The 12,818-nt window shown below is 61.9% G+C and carries 14 protein-coding genes; 6 read left to right on the top strand and 8 right to left on the bottom strand.

The window, feature by feature from the left end:
- Positions 1–125: 125 nt before the first annotated feature.
- Both FOB72_RS18050 and FOB72_RS18045 read left to right on the top strand, forming a co-directional pair.
- Complete coding sequence (locus FOB72_RS18050) at positions 126–1,196, top strand: primase-helicase zinc-binding domain-containing protein (protein WP_150374117.1); 1,071 nt, start codon at positions 126–128, stop codon at positions 1,194–1,196.
- A gap of 103 nt (positions 1,197–1,299) precedes the next feature.
- Entirely contained in the window at positions 1,300–1,512 is a 213-nt protein-coding gene (locus FOB72_RS18045; RefSeq protein ID WP_150374116.1) for a hypothetical protein, read from the top strand.
- Positions 1,513–1,768: 256 nt separating this feature from the next.
- Here FOB72_RS18045 and FOB72_RS18040 read toward each other — a convergent pair whose 3' ends face one another.
- Positions 1,769–2,209: a hypothetical protein gene (locus FOB72_RS18040; protein ID WP_150374115.1), complete on the bottom strand. Its 441-nt coding sequence runs from the start codon at positions 2,207–2,209 to the stop codon at positions 1,769–1,771.
- Between the two features lie 16 nt (positions 2,210–2,225).
- Positions 2,226–3,257, bottom strand: coding sequence for a PRTRC system protein D (locus FOB72_RS18035; RefSeq protein ID WP_150374114.1), 1,032 nt, complete (start codon positions 3,255–3,257; stop codon positions 2,226–2,228).
- Between the two features lie 1,032 nt (positions 3,258–4,289).
- Between FOB72_RS18035 and FOB72_RS18030 the strand changes: the two genes are divergently transcribed.
- The 4 genes from FOB72_RS18030 (at position 4,290) to FOB72_RS18015 (ending at position 7,444) form a co-directional block, all read left to right on the top strand.
- Positions 4,290–5,450 (top strand): integrase domain-containing protein, encoded by a 1,161-nt coding sequence (locus FOB72_RS18030; protein WP_150374113.1) that lies wholly within the window; start codon positions 4,290–4,292, stop codon positions 5,448–5,450.
- Positions 5,451–5,562: 112 nt separating this feature from the next.
- Positions 5,563–6,144, top strand: a complete 582-nt coding sequence (locus tag FOB72_RS18025) for a hypothetical protein (protein WP_150374112.1) — start codon at positions 5,563–5,565, stop codon at positions 6,142–6,144.
- Positions 6,145–6,234: 90 nt separating this feature from the next.
- Positions 6,235–6,525 carry an HU family DNA-binding protein gene (locus FOB72_RS18020; RefSeq protein WP_150374111.1) on the top strand — a complete coding sequence of 97 codons (291 nt, stop codon included), beginning with the start codon at positions 6,235–6,237 and terminating at the stop codon, positions 6,523–6,525.
- Positions 6,518–7,444, top strand: coding sequence for a hypothetical protein (locus FOB72_RS18015; protein WP_150374110.1), 927 nt, complete (start codon positions 6,518–6,520; stop codon positions 7,442–7,444). The genes FOB72_RS18020 and FOB72_RS18015 overlap by 8 nt, the downstream gene beginning before the upstream one ends.
- An 89-nt stretch (positions 7,445–7,533) precedes the next feature.
- Here the strand turns inward: FOB72_RS18015 and FOB72_RS18010 are convergent, their stop codons facing one another.
- The 6 genes from FOB72_RS18010 to FOB72_RS17980 form a co-directional block, all read right to left on the bottom strand.
- The gene (locus FOB72_RS18010; RefSeq protein ID WP_150374109.1) at positions 7,534–8,427 is read right to left on the bottom strand and encodes a DNA/RNA non-specific endonuclease; all 894 of its coding nucleotides are present in this window, start codon (positions 8,425–8,427) and stop codon (positions 7,534–7,536) included.
- Positions 8,428–8,479: 52 nt separating this feature from the next.
- Positions 8,480–9,073 carry a hypothetical protein gene (locus FOB72_RS18005; protein ID WP_150374108.1) on the bottom strand — a complete coding sequence of 198 codons (594 nt, stop codon included), beginning with the start codon at positions 9,071–9,073 and terminating at the stop codon, positions 8,480–8,482.
- 369 nt (positions 9,074–9,442) lie between these two features.
- Positions 9,443–9,769, bottom strand: a complete 327-nt coding sequence (locus tag FOB72_RS18000) for a type II toxin-antitoxin system PemK/MazF family toxin (RefSeq protein WP_150374107.1) — start codon at positions 9,767–9,769, stop codon at positions 9,443–9,445.
- Positions 9,766–9,978, bottom strand: a complete 213-nt coding sequence (locus tag FOB72_RS17995; protein WP_150374106.1) for an antitoxin MazE-like protein — start codon at positions 9,976–9,978, stop codon at positions 9,766–9,768. Before FOB72_RS17995 ends, FOB72_RS18000 begins: the two co-directional genes overlap by 4 nt.
- A 639-nt stretch (positions 9,979–10,617) precedes the next feature.
- On the bottom strand, positions 10,618–11,724 hold the full coding sequence (locus FOB72_RS17985; protein ID WP_150374104.1) for a phage Gp37/Gp68 family protein: 1,107 nt from the start codon (positions 11,722–11,724) through the stop codon (positions 10,618–10,620).
- On the bottom strand, positions 11,721–12,797 hold the full coding sequence (locus tag FOB72_RS17980; RefSeq protein WP_150374103.1) for a hypothetical protein: 1,077 nt from the start codon (positions 12,795–12,797) through the stop codon (positions 11,721–11,723). Before FOB72_RS17980 ends, FOB72_RS17985 begins: the two co-directional genes overlap by 4 nt.
- Positions 12,798–12,818: the final 21 nt, after the last annotated feature.

The following is a 12,818-nucleotide window of genomic DNA, read 5'->3' as shown; positions in this document are numbered from 1 at the left end:
CCTTTCGCTCAACCGCAAACGCCATGCTGAAAAGACCTTCTGGCTCGCCGCCGGGATGTCTTTTGAGCAAGCGTTCCTTCGCCTGTCTCAGGCATCGACCCACCACTCCCAAAAGGAGTCATCCCATGAAAGCTATCAGTGACATTGTTAAGAGCTGGAAGTCTGAGCAGTGGGACGCCCTCATTGCTCAGTACCTGCCAGCCGGCGTCCTGACGGATGCCTTCTGGCGCGGGCGTCCATGCCCCTGTCCGATGTGCGGCGGTAAAGACCGCTTCACCTATACCCGCAACCGTGGTCGCGGTGACTGGGTGTGTCGCAAGTGCAATGACGGCAGTCCGGCCGGAGGCGACGGGCTTGAGCTTGTCCGCCGCTACACCGAAATGTCGTATTCGGAGTTGAAGCGGATCCTCAACGGTGCTCCGATCGAAGCCCGCGTGCCTGCGACATCCGGGGCCAGCCCCGCTCGAACGCGGGCCGACTCGGCGACCAAGCTGCGCAGGATCGAGAAGCAGTGGGCGACCGCATCATGCTTGTCCGCTGGCGACCATGCCATGCGATATCTTGCGGCCCGCATTCCGGGCTTGCGAGCACCACGGCCGCAGGCCTTGAGGCTCGCAGTGCAGGACTACTGGTACGAGAAGCGGGTGGTCGGCCGATACCCTACGATCGTTGCGCAGTTCACGCTGCCTGACGGCCGTATGGCGACCGTGCATCGAACGTCATTGGATCCCCGCAAGCCGGAGAAAGCCATCGTCATCACGCCGGACGGAGAGGTGCTACCTGCCAAGCGCAACGATGTTTCGGCATTGCCGCCGGCGGGCGGCGCAGTGCGGCTGATGGCGCCACGCAATGGTGAGCTCGGAATTGCCGAAGGCATGGAAACGGCGTATGCCGCATACATGCAATTCGGCGTCCCCACCTGGTACTGCCTGAACCGGGTGCTGCTCAGCCAGTTCGTGGTGCCGCAAGGCCTTGGCATCGAAACGGTCCATATCTTTGCCGATTTCGATGCCATTGATCCGGAGACCCACAAGTCGCCCGGCATGGCCGATGCACTGGTATTGCAGAAGCGCTTGCGGCAAGCCGGCTTCAAGGTCGTGATGCACCGACCCAAGGTGCGTGGCACCGATTTCTGCGATGAATGGCGCACCGTTCATCAGTTGCGCCAGATGTCGCAGCAAGTCGTCCCAGCCTGATTCGTCGCCGCCCTCGAGGCGGCTTCTTTTTATCTTCTGCCCTGTGGGTTCGTCCCATAGGGCGGATCTTTACCTCGGCAGGCTCTCTCTCAGGAGTAATGCAATGCCGCAAAAAGGCTTCACCGCGATCGTCAACAAGTTGCAGATTCACGCGATGCGGCGGACTGGTACGTCCGACGTTCCGGCGATCCAGTCGGAAGCGCAATTCTTTCACGTGTATCGCCGCGAGCCCTCGCGCGATCTTACGCTCGTCAAAGGCAATCTGTCCTTCGACTCGGCCGCTGACTTCTGCCTGGCCCACGGCACGCTTCACTGAAGCTTGCCCATCCCTGACGAACAAAGCCCCAGCATTGCTGGGGCTTTTTTTATTTCTCAGCGCGCTCGAGGTGTTAGTTACGGCGGCGAACCACCTTGTAGACCTCGATGACGGCTTGCAGGACGCAGAAGCCGATTGCGACGTAGAAGACAAAGCGATTCACGTCAGCGGTGGTGGACAGGTAATCGAACATCTTTACTCCTCGGTTTGTTAAGAGATAGTACAAGCTTGCCAGAGGGATATGTATGTCAAGTCCTCAATCGAATTGAGCGGTGGCTGCGTTGAGGGCATCAAGATCCAGAAAGTCGAATCCCAGAGCCAGAGGAGCGTCCTCCGGATCTGGCTGGCCCACTGCCTCATCATTGACGGGGCGGGACACCGACGCAGGACGGGCCAAGGGTACTGCCGCAGGCTCAAGCACCGTCGCGGGGGCGTGCGTCTTCTCGGCCGGCGTCGATTGCATAGCCTGCTGTTGCTCCACAGCTTCGGGCTGACGCCCAGTCGGCAATGCGGCGGACGGTGACGGCAGAAGCATCGCGTCGGCGCCCGCGCCGTCGCCCAGCATCGACAGCCCGACGGTTGCGAGCCGCTTCAGGATGAATGCGCGATCCCGGGCGCTGGAGATTCCGCTGAGATAGCGAAGCAGCTCTGGCGTGGAGTCGGACGTCAGCGTGACCTTCATCTCCAGCTTGTCCATATGTGCCCCCCGTCGATCAAGCGGCCGCCTTGGTCGCCTGACGTGCGGCGCCAATGGTGTAGAAACCTCGCACGTTGGCGAAGCACGGCGAGTCCATCATGTGAATGTCGTTCAGCGGGAAGGCCGCGCGAATCGTCGGCGCGTAGAGGGCCGCACCGCCGCCGGTCAGGATGACGGCCCGGATATCATCGGTGCGCCCCACCCGCGATTGCAGCTCCTTGATCGCCGGATTGGTGACAGCCATTGCCTCGGGGAGGTAGCGGCTCAGTTCGAGATCCTGTTTGTAGAACAGCAGCTTGCCCGTCGTGCGCAGCGCGTGATCGACGCGCTCGATCGCGTCAAACGGCTGACCCTGCTCGGCCGCGATCAGGCTGGCGATCTGCTGATATACGCGCGCCGCGCCACCTGGTACGCCACCGCTGCGGGTATCGTCCATCGTGTAGCCGCGGGCCACGATCCAGTCCGTCGTGAAGTACCCCACGTCGATCACGAGATACGAGTTTTCGGGGTCGTATTGCTTGCCGCTTTGCTGCATGTAGGTCACGAGCGTGCCGAGGGGCTGCGGTAGCGGCATCACAGATTTCACAATTACTTCGCCCCAGCCGAAGTCGTGCTGACCGACGAACCGGTCGCGCAGGAAGCCGGCGTACTTCTGCGTGTTGTGAACCGGCAGGCCAAGGACGAGTCGATCGATTTCGGCAGCGCCGGAGTAGAAGAGGGCTCCAGCGAGAAGCGCCGCATAGTTCGGCGTCGTGACGTAATCCTCCGCCAGCGCACGTCCGGTGTTGTACGCCCCGCTCAGCGACACGCCGGGCCCGACTTCATACCGGGCGCCGTCCACCGTGACATTGACCACCTTGCGCGCCTGGAAGATCGTGCCGCTTTCGGGCGTGAGGCTCGAGGTGGCCGCCTGCGGGGCGAGCGAAGGGAACATGCTCGTTTTGATCTCGGAACCGAGCGCAAAGGCGGTCTTGGTGTTGCCATAGCCCACATCGACCGCAAGGGTGGCAGTCTTTGCGATCTTCGATTCGCCGTACTGTTGCTGCATGGATTCGCTCCGGGAGGTTTGTTGCGAGGTTGATGACGAACAGGGAATGCCCGATTCAATCTGACAGATCCGGTGACTTTCGTCCGGTATCTGACAGTTGATGGCAGATGCTTCGGTGACTATCGGCGAGCAACTGACAGATGCTCACCGATAGGTCCACCTAGTGCCTCCCTATGTCACCAACTCTACCGAGCAGAATTCAATGTCAAGTCGTCGAAACCTCCCAAAATCGCGCGCGTTTCGGTTGTTCGATGCGCCGGTGTTCGGCTATTCTGTGGGCTCTTACCGCGTCCCCGACGCATCGACCTCGCCGCCTTCGCGCGGCAACAACGGCATCCGGTTCTTCCGTGCGAAGAACCTCGCGAAGCCGCACTGTGCCCGCCGGAAATTGAACCGGCATTTTTTTCAGTCTAATCAAGCAGAAAGTGGCCGACACTGAGGAAGGCTGCACACCGCGATAACACTCGATCTCAGCGCCCAAGCGTGCGCTGGAACATATTGAGACCGATTGGGAGGCGCACAGTCGCACACCCATCATCCAACGGAAGATACGTCCTTACAGCGATAGCGCTGGGTACGGTTCAGGCGGCCCGACACACTGCGGCCAAGGTGAATCGACTTGGGGACGGGGGATTGGAAGCGATTGGGCCTTCGGCTATCGCGAATCCCTTCACATGACGACCGGTAGGCGCAGCCGGAACAGAATGCGCAAGAACGATTTGCCCAGCAGGCTTGCGACCCCGGAACGTCCGCGGGTTGCGGAACGCGTCATGCACGCGGCAGGCGGGGTATCCGTGGAGACCGGGCGGCGCGAGCCGCTTGGGCAGCTTCACGGGCAGCCGGAGCACAGTTCTTCCCTGTGTCTGGTTGATCGATGTTATCGCTAAAGGATAGGAAGGCAGTGCCCTGTGCCGATGGGGACAATCAGTCGGCGGCGGTTGGATGAACGGGGCTTTCAACTGCGGGATGGGACAGCAAAGTGCGCGGAAACGCGTAGCGCGGCGGCTCAGCACGAGCAACAGGAAAGACAGGATGGGCATCAGAATTGACTACCGGGGGAAGATCCGTAGCTACGGCTTCCCAAAGCGCCTTGAGAGCGAGTTGATCGCATTGTTTGAGGACAATGTCGATCGGATTCACAGCCAGACGCGCCGTAGTCGAAATGCACTGAGCGTTAAAACGCAGGAGTATCGGCTCGTCGGCTTATGTGCGGCGATTCGTGAGCTGCGGAACGACGGTGGGTATGCCATTGAGTCGCCCTGGTCGATCCGTCACAAGCACGTGGCGTGGCTGGTGACGTATTGGGTGAAGAAGGGGCAGACGGCCGGTACGATTGAGAACAAGCTGACGTACCTGCGGGCGATCGCCCACTGGATGGGAAAGCCGAATCTCGTGCTGACGCTCGAAGGCTACGTGGATAGGAAAGCAGCAGGCTTGAAACGCTATTACACAGCGCAAGACGATCTGAGCTGGTCGGCGAAGGGCATCGATATCGAAGCAGAGATCCGGAGAGTCGAGGCAGAAGATGTCCTTGCAGGGGTTCAACTACGCCTGATGTGGAAATTCGGCCTTCGCGTTGAGGAGGCATTCAAATTCCGGCCCGTGCGGGATCTGCGAGACGGTGCCATCTATGTCAGCGAGGGGTCGAAGGGCGGCAGGAGCCGGCCCGTCCCCATCACGCGGCCAAAAGAGCAATATGACCTGCTGGAGATCGCCGCACGCTTCACGAACAGCCGGACGGGTTCCACTATTCCTGATGCGCACAGTTATGACTCCTGGTCCGATCACTTCTACGATCTGCTGGCCAAACATGGCGTAACGAAAGACGGCCGGTTGGGACGGACTGCGCACGGCCTGCGCCACGAGTACCTGCAAGGACTTTATTCGGACATCACCGGTGCGCTCGCGCCGATCAAGGAAGGCTCACACAGAATTGATCGTGAGGTGCACCGGGAAGGGCAGCGACGGGTGGCGGAGGCCGCGGGGCACAGTCGTGTCAGTAAGGCCAACGCCTACTTGTCTACCTACGCGACGCAGGAGGCGAAGAGACGTCCTGTGATCAGTCCGAAGCAGGCTGTTCACGCTGTTGCGGAGCACCAGGGGAATAAGAGCCGGGCTGCACTATCTCTGGGGATTAGCCGACGTGCACTTTATCGGCTGTTCGAGCGTTATGAGTCCGGAGACCAGTCCTGAGATAGATGGTTGCGCCGGAAAGTTCGAGCATGCTCGACCTATTTCCTTGGTAACGCGACATAAACATAGCGTGTCTCTCGGCTTTGGCGGCCCGGATCCACGAAAGCTTGCAATGTATGTAGACAAGTTGTACTCGGACGGCGATATATCCCGCGTGCTCGAGAAGGGCTTGACGCCCGAGGCCACTGCAGACTGGCCCTGGCAAGTGGTGTCCCGCCAGGGGGGAGGCGTGGCGAAGAGGCGCGGGTTGAGAAGCGCGTGGGGTACGATCCTTCTCTATACCTACGATGTCGCGGACAAGCGCGAGATCGGCATCGAGGGCCGGCTTGCGGAGAATCCCTATCTGGCGCTGGGGGAGATGTGGGAGCGCGATCCTGCCATCGGCACTTACTTGAGTGATCTCGTGGCGATGCACTTCGCGAGGCTGGCGGAGCGGATGCTCACGCGGGCCGGTTGGCTGCAGGAACCCAGCAAGCTACACGAGGCGGGCTGCATCTTCCGCGTCTCTGCTGAGCTGAAGCTGCCAAGTCGCGATCAGGGCAGGCGCCTCGGGAGGTCGCTAGCCGCCGCGCTTGTCCGAGCCGACGTAGAGAGTCTTGGCGAATGCTGCCAAGGCAGTGCATATCTGCTTGGGCTGAAGTCCTTCCTCGAAGTCCCGTTTCGCCAGCGGTTAGAGGAAGACAGACCAGACTGAGAAACGTCGAGGAAATGGCACTGGTTTTGGCGGTCGCCCGCAGGACCCGCATGGTTGAATGACCGTTCACCAACCTAGCGGAGAATTAAAGTGAACAAAGCGGAATTGATCGACGTGATCGCGGCGGGCGTCGATGGCGTGTCGAAGGCCAAGGCCGAGCAGGTTCTCAACGCTACGCTGAATGCGATCATCGACGCGGTTGCCAGCGGCGCGACGCTGTCGCTGGTCGGCTTCGGCTCCTTCAATCCCGGGGCCCGTGTTGCCCGCATGGCGCGCAATCCGCGCACGGGAGAGGAAATCGCAATTGCGGCTGCAAAGACGGTCAGATTCAAGGCTGGGCAGAAATTCAGGGAGGCTGTAAACGGAGGCGGTCGTGGCTGATGCCGCCGCTGCCTGCGCGCCAGCCTATCTTTCCGTCTCGGACGTTCTCGCCGGCGAAGAGGATATCGCTCAGCGCATCGACGGCCTGACTTTCGACTACGCGGATGTGCGATGCCATGTCTTCGGGGTGCTCCACGGGCTGACGGGTGGCACGAATCGCCAGTACAAGGCGCTGGTCGAGCGAGCGATTCAGAGCGCCCCCGGGGAGCTGGTATTCGGTGAGACGAAGTTTTCCAAGCTCTACCGCGGAATTCAGGTCGAGATGGACGATTGGACCGAGATACCGCTGCGGGATGCGTTTCGCATGCAGTTCAAAGCTGCGTTGACGCCCGCCAGATTGTTTCGCGTTGCGTATAGCAGCTGGCGTGAGCGACGAACCGGGCGCGATCGATTTGGGCGCGATGGCCCCCGGCGCCTGCAGGACATTGGCGGCTCTGCCGCATTCCACCAAATCGCGCCTGGCGAGCGCCGCAGGCTTGCTGGGTTCCCCGGCCCGCACGAATATCTCGTAGAGAATTGCTGGCGGCGCCTGGGCCTTGGGTCTTTGCGTGGACCGGTGTTCCCTGATCCGGATTGGGCATGGCTGGCGATGATCGAGCCTGAGCTCAACATTCCGTTGCGAAGCGTGTTCATGCTCGAGTTTGCGACGGAGCGAGCGCGTCGTCTGGGCGCGAAGGAAATATCGCTCTTCGTTGGGGAGATCCATAACTCTGACATGGAGTGGCTCGCGGGCTGCGATATCGACGCGGTCTCGAGTGCTCCAGTTCGCAGCATGGTGCCGACGGTCAGGGAGCGTGCGCGAGCGTTGGCCCATGCACCGCGACCTTCCCGGCTGCGGTTCGTTGCGGCATCGCTTCTCGGCGCGGGCATACCGCTCTCGTTCTATTACGGGCTACTGGCATTCTGGCTGCTGCGATAACGGCGCCGCGCTTGGAACACAAAAGAGGCGTCTTCGGACGCCTCTTTTGCATTGTTCGAAAGGAACGTTTTTCTTCGCGATCGGACCCACTACTTCAGGTAAGCGGTAACGCGGCCGGCAAGTGCGCCAGCGCGCGCAGCTAGCGCATCCAATGATATGTTGCTGCCCACATCCGTGGTGCCACTGGAGACAAGCGCCGCGAATGGAACGCGCCGGGCGGCCCTTTCGCCCGGATGGGGCGCCGGCGGGGGGAGGTCGATGGCGGCGGCGCGCTGGCTTCGGGCGAGCGCAGGAAACGGATCGATGCCGCTGAACTGCGCAAGCTCTTCGATGCTGGTGACGCTGTACGCCGGCGTCGCGTCGTTGCGAACAACATACGCGGCCGCGCCGAGGCCTGGCACATAGATCGCCTTCCAGAGGAACGCCGGGATCCGAATGCGACCGTTGAGCGTCGGGCTGTCCCGCGTAAACGCTGGGCCGGTCACGACATGGATCACGCCATATTGCCGCGCTAGTCGCCGCGTGGACGTTTCGATGTGGCTCCACGTGCGGCGATTCGAATCTCTGTCCTGCGGTACGACGTTGGCGAGGCTGAAGCTCTCGGCCTGCGAAGCCTTGTCGGGGAAGTCCCCGCTTGGAGCGAGGTGGCCGCGGTCCATTCCAGATCGGGCGTAATCCTTCAGCTTCGCGCGATCGGCCGGAGGCACGCGGGCCTCCTCGTAGAAGTCGCTATCGCGCGGCAACGAGCGGGCCGCATCGGCCGCTGCCCCGGTCAGCCGCTCGGCCGACCATAGGGCGGTCCGGGTCTGGCCTGAGTAGAGCACCGCGAAGGCACGGTAGCAGAGCAGTTGCGATTCAGCCGCCGAACGATGAACGGCAGGCTGGCCAGATTCCAGTACATGCGCACAGGATGCGGACTCCTTGCCACTGGCATTTGCTGCGGTCAGGGCGAGGGCGAAGATGAGAAGCGGTCGGCGGAACATTGGGGAAATTGATGGCCAGAGTTAAACCTAGCCTACCCGCGGCGTGGCAATGTCAAGGCTGCCAGTGGTCTGGCACGCCGTCGATGGCCTTGCCAATGTACTCGTGAAGATCCAGCAGCGGCCAATCCCTGTCGGCCAGCGCTTCCTCGGCGATCTCGGCGCAAAGCGCGGGCACCGGCTCGAAGCGAACCATCGGGGCACCGTCCACATAAATGATCTTGGCGCGCTTGAGCAGCTTCTGGTAACGCACGGCCTGCGAGATGACGGTCTCGGGCGGATCGACATGCTTAAACTCGTATCCTGGCTGCGCGAGTGCTGCGGCCATGGCCGACAGCCGCGGGCCATTCGTTGCCCAATCGCCGGCCGCCGTCAAGGCAACAAGATTCAGGAAGTACGGGATGTCGGAGGCCGTCAACGCGCGACGCGCGGTCATGGAGATGGCGGTCGCGTCGGCGGGGCGGTGCTCGACACGGTTGTTCCAGATGGCGCTGAGTTGAGTGAACGCGGCGTCGCGGTTCTGCCCGTCCATGTCAATGGGTGGGGTAGAGATCCCACATTCTTCGCAGACGATCAGGGCCTGCAGGCGGCCGGCGATGAAGAGTGGGGCGCCGTCGCAGTGGGCGCATTGGAGGAGGCCGCTGGGCATGGCACAAATCCGGTGCTGAAAGCCGGGATTATGCCTGCCCGAGACGCTTCCATATCAGGCGTTTGAGGCTGTCCTGTTCGATCAGCGGCCTACACGACTCCTGAGTTGGGAAGACTCACGGCCTTGATGCGGGCCACGTCCCGAATGCGAGCAGCGTCCCTGCGTCCTGCTCCCCCCAACGTCAGCTTCGCTAACGCAATCACACGCGCGCCGTTCCGTTGCTATTGCATGTAGGCCGGAAGAAGACTTGCCTCTTCCTCGTCGTCTTCAGGAAGAGACGCGGCCCGCGAATGCCAAAAAGCGTCTGAGCCATAGCTGCCCCACATGGGATGCGCCGAGGCTAGGTCCCGGCCTTGCCATTGTGCTGCGTTACTTAACGCCTAGGTACGTCGCAAGGTAGCGGGTAATCTCTGTCATGTCTTCGGTGCTCAGTTGCCCGATCGGCTCGCCCACGTCTTCGACTGCGACTGCGGTGATCTTGTCAATCTGGACCTGCGATGCCTTTTTCAGTCCATTCTGTGCGCTCGGTTCAACTGTCCAGCGGAGCATCGGGATGTCCCTCACTTCGCCGGTCAGGAGTACGACCGCCACAGAGCTATGCCCTTCGAAGAAGTCAGACGAGACGATAACGGCCGGGCGCGGCTTACTTGTGAATCTGCCCTTAGCTGCCACCGTCACAATATCGCCACGCTTCATTCGTCGTCGCCCATGTCAAAGAGAGCGTAAATGTCCTCTTGGGCTTCCTGCTGCTCAGGTGCGTTCTTCAGGCCCTCCACGGCCCGTCGGCACATGTCAGCGAAGCCCGGCGCAGTGGTATCTGGCAACCAGATTTGATGCATCTTGAGCCCCTTGGCGATCTTGGCGGCTCGGTGTTCCCGGACACGTAACGCAACGTCTCGTGCCATCGTTCGCTCCTTTTTGTTTCAGTAACGGTGAAGTATAGCCCATCGTGACCGTTACTGAAACGATCATTTGCGCCGAGGCAATGGCGCCACGGACTGCGTCAAAAGCATCAGCAATAGGCCAGCCGCAGGTTAGGGTCGAGGCTTCCCAAGCACCTCCATCCAGTCATGCTGTCGGCTGACTCAGAAATGCTCCCTCTCCAGCTCGCTACGGAGTGTATGAAGCACTTGCTAATCGAAACCCCGCAGCGCCCGTCCATGCACCGACGCGGCGCGGGACCCCTCCGACGGCTCTGACAGTGTTCTCCGGTAAGGTGTGAACGCCGCAGCATTCCCTGAAACGAATACGAGCGCCGCGCCGGCTAACGCGAAACTACCGACGGCCGTGGGAGCGGTCCGTCGGCCGCCGAGCAAGACCTAAACGTCAGCAGTCACCGCCCGCGCTAGGTCCCGTGTCCAATTGACCATGCAACATGGCCGTATGGTCTCGCAGCGCTGCGCCAATTCGCCAGAATTCGTTCAGCCAGTGTCCGGGCGGGCCCATGGGGCCACCATGTAGTCCTGTGTTGATTGCTCCACGGATGGCAAGGATCGTCTCGGGCTCGGGGTATTCGCGCTCGTTGTCGTCGTACTGGGCCATTGTCACTTCGGTTCGGTTGCCCGTCGGAAGGCCAAAGCCGTCACGGGAAACGCGTCGTGCAGCACGCCATCAAGGAGCCGCCCTGCGGCCTTCTTGCCAACGTCATGGAGCACGGTGACCGGGAAGGCGGTTTCATCGCGGGCGCGCATAAAATCCTCGCCGCGTTCGAGTTGCCTTCCATGCCGGTCGATACAGATGCCGCCTGCCACCCACGTGTCGGCCTTGTTCACCCATTGCTGGAAGCTGGTGAACTCGCGGTACACGGATATACCGGTGCCGATATCTACGAATGCAGTGTGCCAGCGTCCCCATTGCTTAAACAGAAACGGCACATGGGCCGCGGCGCACTGGTCGCGCAGCGAGCGTGGCCAGGCCGGATGCGTGAATCGCGCACCCGGACCGCTTTCGCCGCCGGCGATGATCCAGTCGATTGCCCCCGGATCGTATTTGTTGCCGGATGTGTGGAGGAGCTCGCCCGTGAGCGTCGAGAACACCTCGATATGGCCGAGCTGCGGCTCAATGGAGAGGAAGCGGATCTTCGCTGGGACCCGAAGCAGTTTCGGGATGTCGCGGTCAGCTTCGGCCTGGTTCACGACCGTTGCTCCCAACCAGATATCGGCAGGGGCGTTCCCGGCGATCCACGTGGCCAGCCACGGGACAAGGGGGTTGTCCGCCCAGTCGTTGCGCATCATCAGGGCGTCGAAGGCTTCCGCCAGCCGCCTCGTGGCGTTGCCGATTCGCTTCGTCAATACCAGCTTGTCGAGATTCGGCGTTACACGCCAGACGTCGAGCATGTCGACGAACCATTCGATCGGCACTTCGTTGTCGAAGACATCCGACATGCTGGCACAAAAGACTCGCTGTCGCCGTCCGTGCACTGCGGCGAAGGCTGCGTGCGCGGCGTTCCAGCGGATCATCTTCCGCCAGTTCGAAGGGGAGGTGCGTCGGCGTGGCGCACCCGGTCCCCAGTTCACGGCGTGACCGCCAGCGAATCGCGCGTTGTGCGTCTCGGCGTAGCAGTGATCGCAGCCGGGGCCGACCTTCTGGCAGCCTTTTTCCCAAGCGTTAAACGTGTGGTCTGTCCACTCGATGGCGCTGTTTTCACTCATGGCGATTCTTCCTCGAATAAATCTCGCGTGCGGGTGTCGCGGTCGGTTTCGGTGTTCTTGACGTCATGCCGACTGGTGGCGTCGGCCGATTCATACTCAACGGCGCCATTGGCCGAGGCCAGGCGCTCGCAGTGCGGGCAACGTCGGTAGCCGCGCGGCACGTCTCGGACTTCGATCCATCGGCCGCGCGAGCGCATGCGTCGCGCCGTGTCCTTGGGGGTGTGCCCGCATAGCGACCTGGCAGTCCTGGGATCGACGGTGTGGATGTAGTGGCCGCCGTTGGCGCGGGCCAGATACGGAACTGTCCGGCGGTCGGTGGCGAGATCCTCCAACTGACTTCGAAGCGCGGATACACAATCCCAGTGCGCACCCGTAGGCGTGTGATAGCCCAGGGAGTACTCGACGGATTTTCCGCACAACCAGCAGCTACCGGCGTCGTAGTGCTCGTCGATGGTCTTGCCAAAGTAGCGATCGTCCTTGGGCATCGTTAGCTCGTGGCGGGCGGATTTGTGAGCGCGTGGTAAATGCCGGTGCCGCAGTTCGCGCAGCCTAGGTGCTCGCGCTCGGCCGCCTCGGGCCTCGTCCGGCGGCGGCGGACAGCGCGGGTGCGTGTTCGCGCGCACGAGCAGTTCGACCAGACGGATAGATACCAGCAGCCGGTCATCGTCCGTTGCCTGCCCCAGCAGATCCGCGGCGATCAGCGCGGCCAGGTGGTTCACGAGATGGAGGGGCGGGGAATAGATGGATTCCGGCCCGCAGTCCCGCTGCACGGCGAGCGCGCGCGACGGTTGCGCGGCATTCAGCGTGTTGCAGACCCATTGCACGATGCCGGCCTTGATGTGGTCGGCTGGGTTCGTGTCGAAGTTCTCGCTGAAGATGCGCAGCGTTCCGCATGAGATCACGCCATTGCCACTTCGCCAGTGTCCGGAGACTGGAGAGGGCCCGGGCGGTGGAAGGGCGGCGGACGTGCATGCAGCACGAATGAGTGCCATGTCGCGGCGGCTGGCCTGCGCGGTTGCGGAGTTTGCGGGGTTGGTCAGCAGACCGCATGCCGGGTCGATCAGCGCGTCCATGCGATCGAGGGCATGCTGGAC

It is taken from the genome of Cupriavidus pauculus (assembly GCF_008693385.1).
GTDB lineage: Bacteria > Pseudomonadota > Gammaproteobacteria > Burkholderiales > Burkholderiaceae > Cupriavidus > Cupriavidus pauculus_D.
Note: the sequence above shows the minus strand (reverse complement) of the source record. Positions and strands in the feature narration are given on the sequence as shown.